Source organism: Specibacter sp. RAF43, assembly GCF_052114065.1.
Taxonomy (GTDB): domain Bacteria; phylum Actinomycetota; class Actinomycetes; order Actinomycetales; family Micrococcaceae; genus Specibacter.
The window spans coordinates 95,908-112,880 of sequence record NZ_JBFREA010000003.1; the positions used below are offsets into that span (position 1 = coordinate 95,908).

Here is a 16,973-nt window from a genome sequence, read left to right on the forward strand (position 1 = left end):
GCCCGTTCCCTTGGTTACTTGTGCAGGCCCTGGAACGCCAGGGTGATGACGTCGTCGGCCAGTTTCTCGGCCGACAGCGGGCCGCCGGGCTTGTACCACTCCACGATCGAGTTGATCGTGCCGAAAATCAGGCGGGTGATGATGCCCGGGGCCATGTCGATGCGCAGCGAGCCGTCCTGCTGGGCCGCCGCCACCAGCTCGGTGAGGGTGCGGTCAAAGGCGCGGCGCCGGGCCAGCGCCTCGCGCTCCATCTCCGTGTTTCCGCGCAGGCGCAGCAACAAGGTCACGAACGGCAGCCTTTCCACGAGCACCGCGACGGTGCCCCGGAGGACACACTCGAGGCGGGCGTCGGCCGCCCCGGAGGTGGCGGCGTCGAGCGTCAACACCCCTTCCAGCCCGCCCAGGGCCTCCTCCAACGCCAGCCGCAGCAGGTCTTCCTTCGACGGGACGTGGTGGTAGATGGCGGACTTGGAGATGCCCAGGTTCTCCGCCAGGATGCCCATGGACGTGGCCTCGTAGCCGTGCTTGTTAAAGACCTCGACGGCGATCCGCAACACGGACTGCTGGTCGTAGCCGGGCCGGCCGCGCCGGGTGCCGTTGGTGGGCGAAGTGGACGTGGCGGCGGTGGTGGGCATGTCTCCTAGTTTCTCATGTGGGTCTCGACCGCCGGTGATTGACCCGGTTCAGGCCGTCGGATCAGCCTTTCGGGCGGTTGTCATAGATGCGGCGCATCTTGCCGTTGGAGCGTTCCAGCGAGCCCGGCTCTACCACGTCGATGGTGCAGGAGGACCCGACGTGGATCTTGATCTGCGACTTCAACGTTGCGGCGGCGGCGGTGCGCTCCTCGGCCGTGGTGTTCTCGCGCGGCTCGATGTGGATGGTCATCGCGTCCATGCGGCCCGTGCGGGTCAGTTCGAGCTGGAAGTGCGGGCTGAGGGCGGGGATGCGCAGCGCGATCTCCTCGATCTGGGACGGGAACATGTTGACCCCGCGCAGGATGATCATGTCGTCGCTGCGCCCGGAGATCCGGGCCATGCGGCGCATGGACGGGCGGGCCGTGCCCGGCAGCAGGCTGGAGAGGTCCTTGGTGCGGTAGCGGATGATCGGCAGGGCCTCCTTGGTGAGGGAGGTGAAGACCAGCTCGCCCTTGTGCCCGTCCGGCAGCACGGTCGTATGGTCGAACGGGTCGATGATCTCGGGACGGAAGTGGTCCTCCCAGATATGGTTGCCGTCCTGGGTCTCCACGGATTCCCCGGCCACCCCCGGGCCCATGACCTCGGACAGTCCGTAAATGTCGCAGGCCCGCAGGTCCAGGCCCTGCTCGAGCTCCTGGCGCATTTCCTCGGTCCACGGCTCCGCACCGCACACGGCAAACTTCAGCGACGTGGAGCGCGGGTCGATGCCGCGGTGGGCCATGGCGTCCATGATGGTCAGCAGGTAGGTGGGCGTGCACATGATCGCGTCGGGTTCGAAGTCCAGGATCAGCTGGATCTGCTTCTCGGTCTGGCCGCCGGACATCGGGATGACGGTGGTGCCCAGGGCCTCGGCGCCGTAGTGTGCGCCCAGTCCGCCGGTGAACAAGCCGTAGCCGTACGCGTTGTGGACCTTCATGCCCGGCCGGACGCCGGCGGCGCGCATGCACCGGGCCACGAGGGACGCCCACACGTTGATGTCGTTTTGCGTGTAGCCCACGACGGTGGGGCGGCCGGTGGTGCCGGAGCTGGCATGGATGCGCAGCACCTCGCTCTGGGGGACCGCGAACATGCCGAAGGGGTATTCCTGCCGGAGGTCTTCCTTGGTGGTGTACGGGAATTTGGCCAGGTCCGCGAGCTCGCGAAGGTCGGACGGGTGCACGCCGGCCTCGTCAAACTTTCGCTTGTACAGCGGCACCCGCTCGTACGCGTAGGCCACCGTGTGCTGGAGCCGGGAGAGCTGGAGCGCCTCCAGCTCGTCGCGGCTCATCAGCTCCGCGGCATCGAGCCGGGAAGGGTCATGGGTTGTCGAATCGGTCATCGGGAGACGGACCTCTCTTGCGTAGTATGCCTGTTGGGTATGGTCCGGCTGCGGCCGCGAAATTCGGCAACCACGGTGGGGCCGTCGTCGTTCTCGGCCACAACTTGGACGTCGTAGAGCCCGCTGCGACCCTGCTGCTGCCGGCGATTGGCGACCGCGGTGATGCGTTGGCCCGCGTGGGTGGGCGCCAGGAAATTGACGTCGACGCCGGAGGCAACCGTGACGGTGCGCCCGTCGCCCTGGGCGGAATTGCAGGCCAGGGCGAAGGCGGAGTCGGCGAACGCGAAAATCATGCCCCCATGCGTGATGCCGAACCCGTTCATCATTTCCGGGCGCAGCGTCATGGCGATGGTGGCATGGCCGTCCTTGATCTCGAGCACCTCGATGCCCAGCCACTCGGACGCATAGTCGTTCGACAGGAGCGGGTGGTCAACACCCGGTTCCACTGACGCCATGTGTCACTCCTCACTTTTCTTACCGAATGTTCATTAGGTAATACCCTTGCGGCTCGTCTGTCAATGCGGACTTCGGGGCCAGGTGCTCCTGCCCGATTGATTGACGAGGTCTCAGTCACACTATATCCTGAACGAACGGTCGGTAATTAATTTAGGCAGCAAGTGAAGGAGAAGTCATGGCACAGACTATGGAGTCCGGGGGGCATTCCTCCCAGAGCCCATCGGCGGAAGGCCCGCTGGCGGATGACGTTGCCGGGCAGGAAAACTTTGACCGGATCATCGCCAAGGATTCCCGCGTCGAACCCAAGGACTGGATGCCGGACGCCTACCGCCGCTCGCTGGTTCGACAAATCTCCCAGCACGCCCACTCGGAAATCATCGGCATGCAGCCCGAGGCCAACTGGATCACCCGGGCCCCCAGCCTCAAGCGCAAGTCCATCCTGATGGCCAAGGTCCAGGACGAGGCCGGCCACGGCCTGTACCTGTATTCGGCCGCGGAGACGCTGGGCACCACCCGCGATGAAATGATGGATGCGCTCGTGGCCGGCAAGGCCCGCTATTCCTCCATCTTCAACTATCCGACCGTGACGTGGGCGGACATGGGGGCGATCGGCTGGATGGTGGACGGGGCGGCCATCTGCAACCAGGTGCCGCTGTGCCGGGCCTCCTACGGCCCGTATGGGCGTGCCATGGTGCGCGTGTGCAAGGAGGAGTCCTTCCACCAGCGCCAGGGCTTTGAGATCCTGCTGGAGCTGGCCAACGGCACACCGGAACAGCGGACCATGGCCCAGGAGGCCGTGAACCGCTGGTACGCCCCGTCGCTGATGATGTTCGGCCCGCCGGACGACGACTCCCCCAACTCCAAGCAGTCCATGGCCTGGAACATCAAGCGGTTCAGCAATGACGAGCTCCGGTCCCGCTTTGTGGGCATGCTCGCCGAGCAGGTCAAGGTGCTGGGCCTGACCCTGCCCGACGAGGAAATCCGCTTCAATGAGGACACCAAGAAGTGGGAGCACGGGCCCCTGGACTGGGAAGAGTTCAAGGAAGTCTTGGCCGGCCGCGGCCCCTGCAACGCGCAGCGCCTGGAACGGCGCCGCGAAGCCCACGACGACGGCGCCTGGGTCCGTGAGGCCGCTTCCGCCTACCAGGAAAAGCAGAGCACCAAGAACGCACAGAAAGTAGCAGCTTAAAGATGAGCGCCCAAGAATCACCGGAAAGCACGACGGCGGCCCCCGCCACAGGCGCCCATCGCTGGCCCCTGTGGGAAGTCTTTGTCCGCTCCAGCCGCGGCCTGAGCCACGTCCATGCCGGGTCGCTGCACGCGCCGGACGCGTCCATGGCCCTGCGCAACGCCCGCGACCTGTATACCCGCCGCAATGAGGGCGTCTCCATCTGGGTGGTCCCGGCCGATGCCATCGCCGCCTCGGATCCGGACGCCAAGGGAGCGTTCTTTGAATCCCCGCAGGGCAAGGACTACCGGCACGCCACCTACTACACCAAGAGCGAAGGGGTGAAGCACCTGTGAACGCACCCCATGACCTCGGCGCGGCCGTGGGCGGCGACGCCTCCGCCAGTGCCACCCGGATCACCCCCGGCAACGCCCTGCGCCCGGAGGACATCGCCCTGGCCGCACAGCAGGGCGCCGCGCCCCCCAGCGAGGACGTGGCGCAGTATGCGCTGCGCCTGGGCGATGACGCCCTGATCCTGGCACAGCGCCTGGGCCACTGGATTTCCCGGGCACCGGAGCTTGAGGAGGACGTGGCCCTGGGCAACATCGCCCTGGACCAGCTGGGCCACGCCCGCTCCTTCCTCACGTATGCCGGCAGCGCCTGGGGCAAGACCGAGGACGACCTCGCCTACTTCCGCCGCGAGCCGGAGTTCCGCTCGGCGCACCTTTTTGAGCAGCCCAACGGCGATTTTGCGGCCACGATCGCCCGGCAGTTCATCGCCGCCAACTATCAATTCCTGCTGTACCGCGCCCTGACCGGGTCCTCGGATGCCATGCTGGCCGCCATCGCCGCCAAGGCCGTCAAGGAGGTGGACTACCACCTGGACCACAGCACCCAGTGGGTGCTGCGCCTGGCCGGCGGCACCGAGGAGTCCCGCCGCCGCATGATCGCCGGCCTGACCCTGATGTGGCCGTTTGTGGGCGAACTGTTTGAGGACGATGAGCTGACGGCGCGACTTGGCGATGCCGGCGTCGTGCCCTCGAGCCTGCGCGAGGAATTTGACCGGGCCACCGGCGAGGTCCTGGCCGAGGCGGAGCTGGATGTCTCCGGACATCCCATGGTCCCCGGCGGCGGACGGCGCGGACGCCACTCCGAGCACTTGGGGTACGTGCTGGCCGAAATGCAGGTGTTGGCGCGCGAATACCCCGGGGCGAGCTGGTGACCGCCGTGGCCGCGCCGCAGGAAACCCTGCCCCGGCCGACGGAGCAGGAGAGCGCCTGGGAGATCGCCGCCCGCGTGTGCGACCCCGAAATTCCGGTGCTCACCATCGCCGACCTCGGCATCTTGCGCAGCGTCGATGTTTACGACGACGGCGGAACGGCTCCGGCCGTCCAGGTCACCATCACGCCCACGTATTCCGGCTGCCCGGCCATGGACGCCATCCGGGACGACCTCGTGACGGTTTTTGGCCAGGAAGGCTACCGGAACGTCAACGTGCTGATGGTGCTCTCCCCGGCCTGGACCACCGACTGGATGACGGCGGCCGGGCGGGCCAAGCTGGAAGAGTATGGAATTGCCCCGCCCAGCGGCCACTCGCGCGCCGGCGGCCACAGCGGCCCCGTCCGACTGGCCCTGCAGGTCAAATGCCCGCAATGCCAGTCGCTCAATACCAAGGAACTTACCCGCTTCGGCTCCACATCCTGCAAGGCGCTCTACGTCTGCCAGGATTGCAAGGAACCGTTTGACTACTTCAAGGTGCTCTAATGACCGTTCCCGCAGATGCCGCCGCCCGGCGTCGGGCCTCCTTCCATGAACTCAGCGTGAAGGCGGTCCGCCGGCTCACCGAGGACGCCATCGAGGTCACCTTCGCGGTGCCCGCCGAGCTCGCCGGCTACTACGACTACCTGCCCGGCCAATACGTGGCCCTGCGCGTGCACCGCCCCGACGCCAACGGGGTGGACCGCGAAGTGCGGCGCTCCTACTCCATCTGCGCCGTCCCGGTGCAATTCCAGGACGGCAGCTCCGAGATCAGGGTGGCCATCAAACGCGACATCGGCGGCGAATTTTCCACCTGGGCCAACGCCGAACTGGCGGCCGGGGCCGTCATGGAGGTCATGAGCCCCATGGGCGCGTTCATCTCCAAGCACGGCGGCCCCGCCCAGGCCGATTCCGACGGCGGTGCGGCCCAAAGCCCGGACGTGGCCAATGTGCTCAACAGCATGAACCACCCCGAGACCATGAACCGCGAGGCCGGCACGTTCGTGGCCATCGCGGCGGGCTCGGGCATCACCCCGGTCATGGCCTTGGCCAAGTCGCTGCTGGCCGCCAACTCCGAGACGCGACTTGACCTGGTCTACGCCAACAAGGCCACCATGGATGTCATGTTCCTGGAAGAGCTGGCGGACCTCAAGGACAGGTACCCGCAACGGTTTGCGCTCCACCACGTGCTTTCCCGCGAGCAGCGCATCGCTCCGCTGATGAGCGGGCGCCTGGACGCGGACAAGCTGGAGGCCCTGCTGGGCACCGCCATCCACGCCGACGACGTCGACGAGTGGTTCCTGTGCGGCCCGTTTGAGCTGGTGCAGCTGTGCCGCGACGTGCTCGAGGCCCGCGGCGTGCCCCGGGACCAGGTCCGCTTTGAGCTGTTCACCACCGGCCGCCCGGACCGCCCGGAAGGCCAGGCCGGTCGCCCCGTGGTGATGGATGAGTCCGAGGAAACGTACAAGATCACCTTCACGCTGGACGGGCTGAAGGCGGACATCCTCAGCCCCACGCACGCCCGCGAATCCATCCTTAACGCCGCCCTGCGCGTGCGCCCCGACGTGCCGTTCGCGTGCGCCGGCGGCGTGTGCGGGACCTGCCGGGCCAAGCTGGTGTCCGGCCACGTGGAGATGGAGGAAAACTACGCGCTGGAACCGGATGAGGTGGAGGCCGGCTACGTCCTCACCTGCCAGTCGCGCCCCACCACCGCCGAGGTCACCGTCGACTATGACGGCTGACAAGCCGGCGGCCCACCCAAGCGCCCGGCGCGGCTCGGCCGGGCCGGCCCGCCATTTTTCCGGCGACTATCCGACGCGTCGGCCGCGGGCGGCCTTTGGCGTCTCCTTTACGTCGCCTACAAAAAATTCCGGCTCCGCCGCCTGCGAAAACACCGGCCCCGCCGCCCGGCGGGACCGATCCCCTTATGTGAGGAGTTCCCGTGATTGAGCTGACCATCGCCGACGGCCTTGCCGAGATTGTGCTCAACGCCCCCGAGAAGCTCAATTCGCTCAATGAGGCAGCGCTCGGTGAGCTTGGCGCCGCCTACGACGACGCCGCTGCCGCCGCCGCGGCGGGCAGCGTCCGGGCGCTGCTCCTGCACGGGACGGGACGGGCGTTTTGCGCCGGCCGGGACATTGCAGGCGTGGACGGCGCGAATGACGACGCCCGCGGCTACCTGGAGGGGTTGCTCACGCCGCTGCTGCGGAAAATGAGCTCCTTTCCGGCGCCGACGTTCGCGGCCGCCCAGGGAGCCTGCCTGGGCGTGGGCCTTGGCCTGCTGATCGCCACGGACGTGGTGTACGTGGCGGAGAACGCCAAGATCGGCTCGCCGTTCGGCAATCTGGGTGCCACCTTGGATTCCGGCGGCCATTGGCTCTTCACCGAACGGCTCGGCGCGCACCGCACCCTGGATTTGATCTACTCCAGCGAACTCATCAGCGGCGCGGAGGCGGTGGCGGCCGGACTGTTCAGCCGCGCCAAGCCCGCCGGTGAACTGCTCGAGTTCACGCGGGCCGCCGCCGCCAGGGCGGCGACCGGGCCCACCCAGGCGTTCAACGCCAGCAAGGCCCTCGTGGCCGAGATCCGCGACCAGCGGCTGGGCCTCTGGGACGCCGTCGTCCGGGAAAACGGGGCGCAGGTGGCATTGTCCGCAACGGCCGACTACGCCGAAGGGTTTGCCGCGTTCACCGCCAAGCGGAAGCCGGAGTTCACCGGCCGCTGACGCGCCCCGGACGTCAGTTCAGCGGGCGCGTGCCGGCCGGGAGGGTGCCGTCGTTCATCAGCTCGGTGGCGGCGTCGGCAATGGCGGTCAGGGCCACGCGCTGGATCCACGGTCCGTAGGAAATGCGGGCCACGCCCAGTTCCTGCAACCGGGACGGGGTCAGCGAGCCGGGCACGTTGATGACGCTGACGTTACCGCGGCCGATGCCCGCCACGAGCGACTTCACGGTGGGCTCGTCCAATTTGCCGGGCACGAAGATGCACGTTGCGCCCACCTCAAGGTAGGCGCGGCCGCGCTCGATCGCAGCCTCCAAGACCTCGCGCGGGTCGCGATCGGCCCCGCGCAAAAACGCGTCGGTGCGCGCGTTCAAGACAAAGTCGATGCCCTCGGCGGCCGCAGCCTTCGCGGCCTGCTCCATTTGGGCGATCGCCTGGGGGAGCGGGCGCATCTGGTCCTCGATGTTGGCGCCCACGATGCCCACGCCGATCGCCTTGCGGATGGTCTCGCCCGGATCGCCGTAACCGGCCTCCAGGTCCGCGGTGACCGGCAGCTCGGTGGCGGCGGCGATGCGGCCCACGGTCTCGATCATGGTCTGCACCGGGATCTTTTCGCCGTCCTCGTAACCCAGCGAGGCGGCGATCGAGTGGCTGGCCGTGGCCAACGCCTTGGTGCCGGGCAACCCGGCGATGACCCTGGTGCTGATGACGTCCCACACATTGGCCAACTGCAGGATTTCCGGGGCGCGGTGGAGGCGCAGGAGTTCGGTGGCTTTGCTAGCGGTGCTCATGGCTCGAGCCTAGTCCCCACGCCCTCCCGATCGCCACCGCGCCGGGCGCGATGCCGATCGGGTCCCTCGGGCGCGTGGGCCCACCCACGCCCTCCCGATCGCCACCGCGCCGGGCGCGATGCCGATCGGGTCCCTCGGGCGCGTGGGCCCACCCGGGCCCACCACGGCGGTCACCGGTTGTCCAGGTCCTCAAAGATCAGGAACGTCTGGGTGTCCTGCACGCCGGCCATGGACTGCAACTGGTCGAAGATGACGCGGCGCAGTCCCACGTTGTCCTCGGCCCGGACCAGCAGGATCACGTCGAAGTCCCCGCCCACCAGGGCTATGTGTTGCACCTCGGGGATGGCGCGCAGGGCCTCGCGCAATTCGCGCCACGAATGCTGGCTGACCTTCAACGTCACGTAGGCGGAGGACTTCAGGCCGGCCTTCACCGGGTCCACCAGGGCGGTGAACTTCGTCAGGACCCCGTCCGCCGTGAGCCGGGAGATGCGGGCGTAAGCGTGCGCCCGGGAAATGTGGACGTTTTCGGCCACGGTGGTGACGGACATCCGCCCGTCCCGGGTCAGCTCGGCAATGATCTTGCGGTCCACGTCATCCAACGGGACCGGCGATTGTTCCGGCATGGGACTCCCTCATCGAGCGCGGGCTGCAAGCTGTTTTTGTAACACCCGTCACTTGAACAATATGTCTTTGGGAATGCCGATATCAATCGCTGATTTCCAGACTTTGTGGATCTTCTGGATACAAATCGATCACAAACCCATACTGAAGGAACCGAACATCTTTACTTGCTTCGGCCGTTCGCCTGCCCCGCTCCGGGGGAAGGGAAGCCGGCCACCCCACGGGAGGGGAGAGACCAATGTCGAATCATCCAGAGTTCCTGGAGTCCAACGGGAGCCGGGCGGAGTCGTACCTGCTGCCCTCCGCCGAGCCCGTCCAGCTGATTGCCGCCAACGGCACGCCGGCGAAGGCCCGGGACTACAAGGAGAGCTACCCGCTCCCGGATCACCAGACCCTGGTGGAGGGCTATGAGCGGCTGGTGGTGGGCCGGCGCATCAACGACCAGGCCGGCGCCCTGGTGCGGCAGGGGCGGATGGCGGTGTATCCGTCGTCGTACGGGCAGGAGGCCTGCCAGGTCGCGGCGGACATGTGCCTGCGCCGCGGCGACTGGCTGTTCCCCACCTACCGGGACACCGTGGCCGTGCTGGGCCGCGGCGTCGACCCGCTGGCGGCCTTCGAGTCGCTGCGCGGCGACTGGCACAGCGGCTATGACCCCCATGACCACAACACCGGCATCCCCACCACCCCTCTCGCCACCCAGCTGCTGCACGCGGTGGGCGTGGCACACGCGGCCAAGCTCAAGGGCGAAGACACCGTGGCGCTGGCGCTGTGCGGGGACGGCGCCAGCAGCGAGGGCGACTTCCACGAGGCCCTGAACTTCGCGGCCGTCTTCCACGTCCCGGTGGTCTTCCTGATCCAAAACAATCAATACGCCATCTCCGTCCCGCTCATCCACCAAAGCGTGGCGCCGTCCCTGGCCCACAAGGCCGTCGGCTACGGCATGCCGGGGGAGCGCGTGGACGGCAACGACCTGGCCGCGCTGCTGGCGGTGCTCGGCCATGCCGTGGAGCGGGCGCGCGACGGCGGCGGGCCGGCCCTGGTGGAGGCGCACACGTACCGGATGCAGTCGCACACCAACGCCGACGACGCCACCCGGTACCGCAGCGACGCGGAAGTGGCCCAGTGGGTGCCCAGGGATCCGCTGCTGCGGCTGAAGAAATACCTGGACGACGCCGGTGCGCTCGGTGCCGCCGACGCCGAACGGATCGCGGCGGCCGCCGAGGACATGGCCAAGACCCTCCGCGACGGCCTCAACACCGAGACCACCCTGGACCCGCTGGACCTCTTCCGGCACGTCTACAGCGAACCCACGCCGCAGTTGCGCGAGCAGAGCCGGCTCCTGGGGGCGGAACTTGCCGCCGCCGGGCACCTCGCCCCCGAAGGAGCGCAGTCATGACCACCCTCGCCCATACGCCCCAGCCCCCCGCCGGCCAGGCCACCGCACCGGAACTGTCCGGGCTGCAGACCATTACCTTTGCCAAGGCCCTGACCCTGGCCATGTCCGACGCCATGGCCGCGGACGCCACCGTGCTGGTCTTCGGCGAGGACGTCGGCACCCTCGGCGGCGTGTTCCGCGTGACGGACGGGCTGACCAGGCGCTTCGGCGAGGAACGCTGCTTTGACACGCCGCTGGCGGAGTCGGGCATCATCGGCATGGCGACCGGCATGGCCATCAACGGCATGAAGCCCGTGGTGGAAATGCAGTTCGACGCCTTCGCCTACCCGGCGTTTGAGCAGATCACCAGCCACGTGGCCAAGATGGGCAACCGCACCCGCGGCCGCGTCCGGTTGCCGCTGGTCATCCGGATCCCGTACGCCGGCGGCATCGGCGGCGTGGAACACCACTGCGACTCCTCCGAGGCGTACTACGTCCACACGCCCGGACTGACGGTGCTCACCCCGTCCACCGTCGCCGATGCCTACGTCATGCTCCGCGACGCCATCGCCTCCCCGGATCCGGTGGTGTTCCTGGAACCGAAGAAACTGTACTTCTCCAAGGACACGGTGGACCTGGACGCCCTGCGCGCCCGGTACACCGCCGCCGCGGACCGGGGCGGGGCCAACGCCGCGGCCACCACCATCGGCAAGGCCGTCATTGCCCGCGAAGGCACCGACGCGACGCTGATCGCCTACGGCCCGTCCGTCGCCCCCGCGCTCGCGGCCGCCGAAACCGCGGCCGCCGAGGGCCGCTCCCTCCAGGTCATTGACGTCCGGTCCTTGGTGCCGTTCGACGACGAGACCGTCTGCGCCGCCGTCCGGTCCACCGGGCGGGCGGTCGTCATCGCCGAAGCCCCCGGCTTTGCGTCCATGGCCGCGGAAATTGTGGCCCGCATCCAGGAGCGCTGCTTCCACTCCCTGGCCGCACCGGTCTTGCGGGTGACGGGCTTTGACATCCCCTACCCGTCGCCAAAGCTTGAAAAGTACTACCTGCCCGGCGTCGACCGCATCCTGGACGCCGTCGACGAACTTCAGTGGGAGGAGGCATGAGCCTGCAAGTGTTCCTGCTGCCGGATTTGGGCGAGGGCCTGGTGGAGGCCGAACTCGTCACCTGGCTGGTGAACGTCGGCGACACCGTCCACGTGGACCAACCCATCGCCGAGGTAGAAACGGCCAAGTCCGTCGTCGAGGTGCCCTCGCCGTTCGAAGGCACCGTCGCGACGCTCCACGGGGCCGAAGGCGACACGCTCGAGGTAGGCAAGCCGTTGATTTCCGTTGCGGCGCCGGCCGATGCGACGACTGATGCGACGACTGATGCGACGGCCGCGGTGGAGGCCGCCGTGCCCGCGGCGGCTATGACTCCTGCTTCCCCCGCCCCCGCCGGCGCCCAGGCGGCCTCCGGCTCCGGCAACGTGCTCATCGGGTACGGAACGTCCGGGCACGGCGGACCCGGGCGGACCCGGCCCGGACGGCGGCAACACCTCACCGGGCAGCTGGAGGCTCCGGTCGCAGGGCCAGGGCGGGCGCACTTGGTCATCTCGCCGCTCGTGCGGAAGATGGCGCACGACCACGGGCTCTCGCTCGCCGAGATCCCCGGCTCCGGCGTGGACGGGCTGATCCTCCGGCGCGACGTCGAAGCCGCCTTGGCGCCGGCACCCGCGGGTGCTGTCAGCTCGACCGGGACCGCACCCGCGGGTGCTGTCAGCTCGACGGAAGGCGGGGACGCCGTCGATCCGCGGACCGGGCTGCACGTGGTGGCCCGCACGCCGCTGACGGGCGTGAAGAAGGCGGCGGCAACCGCGCTGACCCGCAGCCGGCGCGAGATCCCGGAGGCCACGGTGTGGGTTGACGTGGACGCCACCGCCCTCGTCGAGCTGCGCCGGGACCTCAAGGCCAAGGACGGCTCCGCGCCGAGCCTGCTGGCGTTCGTCGCGCGGTTCGTCACGGCCGGGCTGGAGAGATTCCCGCAGCTGAACGCGCAGTTGGTGAGCGCCGGGGGCACGGACTCCCTGGTGGACTTCGACGGCATCAACTTGGGCTTTGCCGCCCAAACAGACCGCGGCCTGGTGGTCCCCGTGTTGCGCCGGGCGCAGGGCCGCAGCGCCCGGGCGCTCGACGCGGCGATTCGTGCCCTGACCGGCACGGCCCGCGACGGCAAGGCCGGGCCGGCGGAGCTCTCCGGCGGCACGTTCACCATCAACAACTACGGCGTGTTTGGCGTGGACGGGTCCGCGGCCATCATCAACTACCCGGAGGCCGCCATGCTGGGGATCGGGCGGATCACGGACAAGCCGTGGGTGGTTGAGGGCGAGCTGTGCGTGCGGAAGGTGACCGAGCTGACGCTGGCGTTCGACCACCGGGTCTGCGACGGCGCCGTGGCCGCCGGATTCCTGCGCTTCATCGCCGACGCGATGGAAAATCCCGCCGCCGTGCTGGCCGACCTCTAGGCTGGGTGGGACCAACCCGGGAGGAATCATGGCGGCACGGTGGCGGGACCTTGGCGGCGGCAGCTTCGTAATGCGCAGCGCCGGCGCGCTGGGCGACGGCGTCCTGCTCAACACCGGCCTGGTGGTCGGCGCCGAGCGGGCCCTGGTCATCGACACCGGCTGCGGGCCGCGGCACGGGGCGGAAATCCTGGCGGCCGTGCGCACCGTGACCGCCCTGCCGCTGGTGGTGGTGAACACCCACGCGCACTGGGACCACTTCTTTGGCAACGCGACCTTCCGGCGCGACGGCGCCACCGACTTTTGGGCGCACGTCGCCGCCGCGCGGGGTATGGCGGCGTCCGGGGAGCGGGCCCGGGCCGAGGTGGCCCAAACGGAACCGGAGATGGCGGCCGGTGCCGGGGTGAACACGGACCTTGTGCCGCCCACGCACGTGGTGGACCGCGACGCCGTGACGCTGGACCTTGGCGGCACGTCCGCGGAGCTGTTTACGCTGGGCCGCGGGCACACGGACGGGGACCTGATGGTCGGCACGGCCACCGTCCTCTTTGCCGGGGACGTGTTGGAGGAGGGTGCGGACCCGTCCTTTGAGGACGCCCACCCCGCCGACTGGATCCAGGTGCTGCACCGGCTGGCCGGCCTGGGCGGCCGCTACCGCCTCATGGTTCCCGGGCACGGCCGCACCGTGACGGCCGGTTTTGCCGCCAGGATGGCGGACGTGATGGCCGGGGCGCTGCCGACCCGCTCCGTCAGCGACTCCCCGTACGGGCCCGCGGCGGCCCGCAGCCTCGCCGAACGGCTGGCGACCCTTCGCTGAGCGGGCGGATCCCCGCCACCTCAACCCCATGACGGGGATCCGTCCCATCACCCAGGGCGCGCACCGGCGCCCGGGCGCGGGTCTACAGTGGGGTCAGTGAACAAAACAGCCAATCCCGGCGACTTCAGCCTGTGGTCCATCGCCGTTCCGGCGTTTGGGCCATCCTTGTTGTTTGGCATTGGCGAGGGCGCCATCCTGCCCGTCATCCCCCTGAGCGCCCGGGACATGGGCGCCACGCTGGCCGGCGCGGCACTGGTCGTCTCCCTCATTGGCGTCGGGTCCCTGGTCAGCAACATTCCGGCGTCAATCCTCACCGCCCGGTTTGGCGAACGGGTCGGCATGGTGGGGGCCGCGGGCCTGACCCTGGTGGGGCTGCTGCTGTGCGAGCTCTCGCACGACCTCCGGCTGTTTGCGGCGGGCGTGTTCCTGATCGGGGCCGCCGCCGCCGTATTCAACCTGGCCCGGCAAAGCTACCTGACCGAGGCCGTGCCGCCGATCCTGCGGGCCCGGGCCATGTCCACGCTCGGCGGCGTGGGCAGGATTGGGCTGTTTGCCGGACCGTTCATCGGCGCCCTGGCCATCCACCTGCTCGGACTGTCCGGGGCGTACTGGGTGGCGGCCGTCGCGGTCGCCGCGGCCGGCGCCGTGGCCTGGGGGCTGCCGGACCTCCTGGGCGACCACGGCCCCGGCCCGGCCGGGCCCATGCCCACGGTGCGGTCGCTGATGGCCCAGCACCGCCGGGTGTTCCTGACGGTGGGCATCGGCGTGCTGCTGGTCAGCTCCGTCCGGTCCTCACGCCAGGTGGTCGTGCCGTTGTGGGCGGACAACCTGGGCCTGAACCCGGCGGTGACGTCGCTGATCTACGGCTTGTCCGGGGCCGTGGACATGCTGGTGTTCTATCCGGCCGGGAGGGTCATGGACCGCAAGGGGCGCACTTGGGTGGCCGTGCCCTCCATGGTGCTCATGGGGGTCTCGCTGCTGCTCATGCCCCTGACCGCCGGTGCCGTGTCGCTGCTGCTGGTCGCAATGCTGATCGGCTTCGGCAACGGCATAGGGTCCGGGCTGATCATGACGCTGGGCGCGGACTATTCGCCCCGTCACGGGCGCGCCCAGTTCCTGGGCATCTGGCGTTTCCTCTCCGATGCCGGCGGCTCCAGCGGGCCCGCCATCCTGGCCGGGCTGACCGCCGCGGTGACGCTGTCCTTTGGCATCGCGGCCACGGGCCTGCTGGGCCTCGCCGCGGCCGCCGTCCTGGGCTACTGGGTGCCGCGCAACAAGCCGTACGCGCCGGGCCGCACCTAACGGGCGGACCGGCGTCGTGCCTGCCGGGTCAAAAACAAGGTCGCCAGCACCGTCAAACCATAGCCGACCACCATAATCTGGCCCACCCCGGCCAGGAAGAAATACGCGGTGCTGGTTTGCGCATGCCCCGCCACGGCGCGCAGCAGGAGCCCGGTGGCCGCGGCCGCCAGCAGCGTCAGGAGCGCGGGAATCCCCGTCCACCAGCGGCGCGAGGCCCAGTGCGCCTCGGGACCGAACCATCCGTTCGTGCCACCGTCCCCGCGCAGGATCACCAGCGCACCCAGCAGGGTCCAGAAGGAGACGATGAAGAACGCGGCGATGACGTCGGCCGGCCGGTGCCACTGGTTGATCAGGGTGGAGACGCCGGCCAAGACGGCGTAGCTGCCGCCCAAAAACGCGGCGGCGGGGCGCCAGCGCGGGGACACCACCAGGATCACGGCGGCCGCGGCGCTCGCGGCGAGCGTGCTGTGGCCGGACGGCAGCGAATTCAGGGCCAGCGTGGTGACGCCCACGTTGGGGCGGTCCGGCAGGCCGGCCTTGATGAGCTGGGTGGTGAGGTTCGCGGCGGCCATGGCGGCCAGCGCAATGCCGGCCGACTTCCACCGGCGCCGGGCCAACGTGACGATCACCACCACGATGGCGGCCACGACCAACGATGTTGCGGGCAGGTAGTCCAGGACCTGGGAGGTCTGCGCGCCGATGATCCGACGGGCCACGGCGGCCTCCACCAGGGCGGATTCGTCGATGAACTGCCCCTGTGGACTCTTGATGAAGAACCGGTAGGTGGCCACGAATCCGGCCACGCAGAGCAATGCCGCAAGCAGGAACGGTGCGGCGTGAACGGTCGGGCGCCCGGCGGTCCGGCGTGCCGGGCGGGGGCGGGTGTGGTGCGAACTCATCCCCTCAAGGCTCCCACAGAATCATGGGAGGAAGCTGGCGGCGGCGATAGGGTGAGGACATGCCTGCCGCCGCGCCCCTTGACGAACTCCTCGCCGCCGCCCACGTTGTGACCTTGCCCATGCGGGTGAAATTCCGCGGAGTGCTCGAGCGGGAGGTGCTGCTGCTGGACGGTCCCGCCGGGTGGGGCGAGTTCTCGCCGTTCGTGGAGTACGACGACGCCGAGGCGGCCCGGTGGCTTGCCGGAGCCGTGGAGGCCGGCTGGGTCGGGTTCCCCGCCGCCGTCCGTGGGTGGGTGCCGGTCAATGCCATCGTGCCCGCCGTGTCCGCCGCCGAGGTGCCGGGTATTTTGGGCGCATTCGATGCGCTGCATACCGTAAAGGTCAAGGTGGCCGAGCGCGGCCAGTCCCTGGCCGAGGACGCCGCCCGCGTGGGAGCCGTGCGGCACCTGCTGCCACAGGCCGCGATCCGCGTGGACGCCAACGGCGGCTGGGATGTGGAGCAGGCGGTCGCTGCCCTGCGCATGTTGTCGGCATTCGGCCTGGAGTATGCGGAGCAGCCGGTCCCGACCATTGCCGGGCTGGCCGCGGTGCGCGCCGGGCTGGGCGGGTCCGTGTTGATCGCCGCGGATGAGAGCGTGCGCAAGGCCACCGACCCGCTGGCCGTCGCCCGTGCCGGGGCCGCGGACCTGTTGATCGTCAAGGCTGCGCCCCTCGGGGGTGTGCGCCGGGCGTTGGAGATCGTCGCGGAGGCGGGGCTTCCCGCCGTCGTCAGTTCCGCACTGGACTCCTCGGTGGGCATCCGGGCCGGGCTGGCGCTGGCGGCCGCGCTGCCGCAGCTCCCGTATGCCTGCGGGCTGGGCACCGTCTCGCTCATGGCCGGGGATGTGACCGCGGACAGCCTGGTGGCGGTGTCCGGCGGAATCGCCGTGCGCGACGTGGCCGCCGATCCGGCGCTGCTGGCCCGGTTCGCCGCACCGGCCGGGCGGCGCGACTGGTGGCTGGCGCGCCTGCGCCGGTGCTACGCGCTGCTGTGAGGCATCCGGGCGG

The 16,973-nt window shown here is 69.4% G+C and carries 18 protein-coding genes; 12 read left to right on the forward strand and 6 right to left on the reverse strand.

Annotated elements, in window-relative coordinates; genetic code table 11:
- Nucleotides 1-14 precede the first annotated feature (14 nt).
- The 3 genes from AB4Y80_RS02815 to paaI form a co-directional block, all read right to left on the reverse strand.
- Entirely contained in the window at nucleotides 15-635 is a 621-nt protein-coding gene (locus tag AB4Y80_RS02815; protein ID WP_442211797.1) for a TetR/AcrR family transcriptional regulator, read from the reverse strand.
- Between the two features lie 61 nt (nucleotides 636-696).
- Nucleotides 697-2,013, reverse strand: coding sequence for a phenylacetate--CoA ligase PaaK (paaK, locus tag AB4Y80_RS02820; protein ID WP_442211798.1), 1,317 nt, complete (start codon nucleotides 2,011-2,013; stop codon nucleotides 697-699).
- The gene (gene paaI / locus AB4Y80_RS02825) at nucleotides 2,010-2,468 is read right to left on the reverse strand and encodes a hydroxyphenylacetyl-CoA thioesterase PaaI (RefSeq protein ID WP_442211799.1); all 459 of its coding nucleotides are present in this window, start codon (nucleotides 2,466-2,468) and stop codon (nucleotides 2,010-2,012) included. The genes paaK and paaI overlap by 4 nt, the downstream gene beginning before the upstream one ends.
- Before the next feature lie 188 nt (nucleotides 2,469-2,656).
- On the opposite strand from paaI, the gene paaA reads away from it, so the two are divergent.
- From paaA to AB4Y80_RS02855, 6 genes are all read left to right on the forward strand, one after another.
- Nucleotides 2,657-3,658 carry a 1,2-phenylacetyl-CoA epoxidase subunit PaaA gene (gene paaA / locus AB4Y80_RS02830; RefSeq protein WP_442211869.1) on the forward strand — a complete coding sequence of 334 codons (1,002 nt, stop codon included), beginning with the start codon at nucleotides 2,657-2,659 and terminating at the stop codon, nucleotides 3,656-3,658.
- A 2-nt stretch (nucleotides 3,659-3,660) separates the two neighbouring features.
- Complete coding sequence (gene paaB / locus AB4Y80_RS02835) at nucleotides 3,661-3,993, forward strand: 1,2-phenylacetyl-CoA epoxidase subunit PaaB (RefSeq protein WP_442211801.1); 333 nt, start codon at nucleotides 3,661-3,663, stop codon at nucleotides 3,991-3,993.
- Complete coding sequence (gene paaC / locus AB4Y80_RS02840; protein WP_442211803.1) at nucleotides 3,990-4,859, forward strand: 1,2-phenylacetyl-CoA epoxidase subunit PaaC; 870 nt, start codon at nucleotides 3,990-3,992, stop codon at nucleotides 4,857-4,859. Before paaB ends, paaC begins: the two co-directional genes overlap by 4 nt.
- Nucleotides 4,856-5,401: a 1,2-phenylacetyl-CoA epoxidase subunit PaaD gene (gene paaD, locus AB4Y80_RS02845; protein ID WP_442211804.1), complete on the forward strand. Its 546-nt coding sequence runs from the start codon at nucleotides 4,856-4,858 to the stop codon at nucleotides 5,399-5,401. The genes paaC and paaD overlap by 4 nt, the downstream gene beginning before the upstream one ends.
- Complete coding sequence (gene paaE / locus AB4Y80_RS02850; RefSeq protein ID WP_442211805.1) at nucleotides 5,401-6,636, forward strand: 1,2-phenylacetyl-CoA epoxidase subunit PaaE; 1,236 nt, start codon at nucleotides 5,401-5,403, stop codon at nucleotides 6,634-6,636. Before paaD ends, paaE begins: the two co-directional genes overlap by 1 nt.
- Before the next feature lie 200 nt (nucleotides 6,637-6,836).
- On the forward strand, nucleotides 6,837-7,619 hold the full coding sequence (locus tag AB4Y80_RS02855) for an enoyl-CoA hydratase/isomerase family protein (protein ID WP_442211807.1): 783 nt from the start codon (nucleotides 6,837-6,839) through the stop codon (nucleotides 7,617-7,619).
- Between the two features lie 13 nt (nucleotides 7,620-7,632).
- On the opposite strand, the gene AB4Y80_RS02860 is transcribed toward AB4Y80_RS02855, so the two are convergent.
- Together AB4Y80_RS02860 and AB4Y80_RS02865 are read right to left on the reverse strand one after the other, a co-directional pair.
- Nucleotides 7,633-8,406, reverse strand: coding sequence for an isocitrate lyase/PEP mutase family protein (locus tag AB4Y80_RS02860; RefSeq protein ID WP_442211808.1), 774 nt, complete (start codon nucleotides 8,404-8,406; stop codon nucleotides 7,633-7,635).
- A gap of 170 nt (nucleotides 8,407-8,576) precedes the next feature.
- On the reverse strand, nucleotides 8,577-9,029 hold the full coding sequence (locus AB4Y80_RS02865; protein ID WP_442211809.1) for an Lrp/AsnC family transcriptional regulator: 453 nt from the start codon (nucleotides 9,027-9,029) through the stop codon (nucleotides 8,577-8,579).
- Between the two features lie 236 nt (nucleotides 9,030-9,265).
- Here AB4Y80_RS02865 and AB4Y80_RS02870 point away from each other — a divergent pair, with 236 nt between their 5' ends.
- From AB4Y80_RS02870 to AB4Y80_RS02890, 5 genes are all read left to right on the forward strand, one after another.
- Nucleotides 9,266-10,423 carry a thiamine pyrophosphate-dependent enzyme gene (locus tag AB4Y80_RS02870; RefSeq protein ID WP_442211810.1) on the forward strand — a complete coding sequence of 386 codons (1,158 nt, stop codon included), beginning with the start codon at nucleotides 9,266-9,268 and terminating at the stop codon, nucleotides 10,421-10,423.
- Nucleotides 10,424-10,524: 101 nt separating this feature from the next.
- Nucleotides 10,525-11,514: an alpha-ketoacid dehydrogenase subunit beta gene (locus tag AB4Y80_RS02875; RefSeq protein ID WP_442211871.1), complete on the forward strand. Its 990-nt coding sequence runs from the start codon at nucleotides 10,525-10,527 to the stop codon at nucleotides 11,512-11,514.
- Nucleotides 11,511-12,911, forward strand: coding sequence for a dihydrolipoamide acetyltransferase family protein (locus AB4Y80_RS02880; RefSeq protein ID WP_442211812.1), 1,401 nt, complete (start codon nucleotides 11,511-11,513; stop codon nucleotides 12,909-12,911). Before AB4Y80_RS02875 ends, AB4Y80_RS02880 begins: the two co-directional genes overlap by 4 nt.
- 28 nt (nucleotides 12,912-12,939) lie before the next feature.
- Nucleotides 12,940-13,725, forward strand: coding sequence for an MBL fold metallo-hydrolase (locus AB4Y80_RS02885; RefSeq protein ID WP_442211813.1), 786 nt, complete (start codon nucleotides 12,940-12,942; stop codon nucleotides 13,723-13,725).
- A gap of 96 nt (nucleotides 13,726-13,821) precedes the next feature.
- Nucleotides 13,822-15,027, forward strand: coding sequence for an MFS transporter (locus AB4Y80_RS02890; RefSeq protein WP_442211814.1), 1,206 nt, complete (start codon nucleotides 13,822-13,824; stop codon nucleotides 15,025-15,027).
- Here AB4Y80_RS02890 and AB4Y80_RS02895 read toward each other — a convergent pair.
- Nucleotides 15,024-15,926 carry a phosphatase PAP2 family protein gene (locus AB4Y80_RS02895; protein WP_442211815.1) on the reverse strand — a complete coding sequence of 301 codons (903 nt, stop codon included), beginning with the start codon at nucleotides 15,924-15,926 and terminating at the stop codon, nucleotides 15,024-15,026. The genes AB4Y80_RS02890 and AB4Y80_RS02895 overlap by 4 nt on opposite strands.
- Before the next feature lie 59 nt (nucleotides 15,927-15,985).
- On the opposite strand from AB4Y80_RS02895, the gene AB4Y80_RS02900 reads away from it, so the two are divergent.
- Nucleotides 15,986-16,960 carry an o-succinylbenzoate synthase gene (locus AB4Y80_RS02900; RefSeq protein WP_442211816.1) on the forward strand — a complete coding sequence of 325 codons (975 nt, stop codon included), beginning with the start codon at nucleotides 15,986-15,988 and terminating at the stop codon, nucleotides 16,958-16,960.
- Nucleotides 16,961-16,973 lie beyond the last annotated feature (13 nt).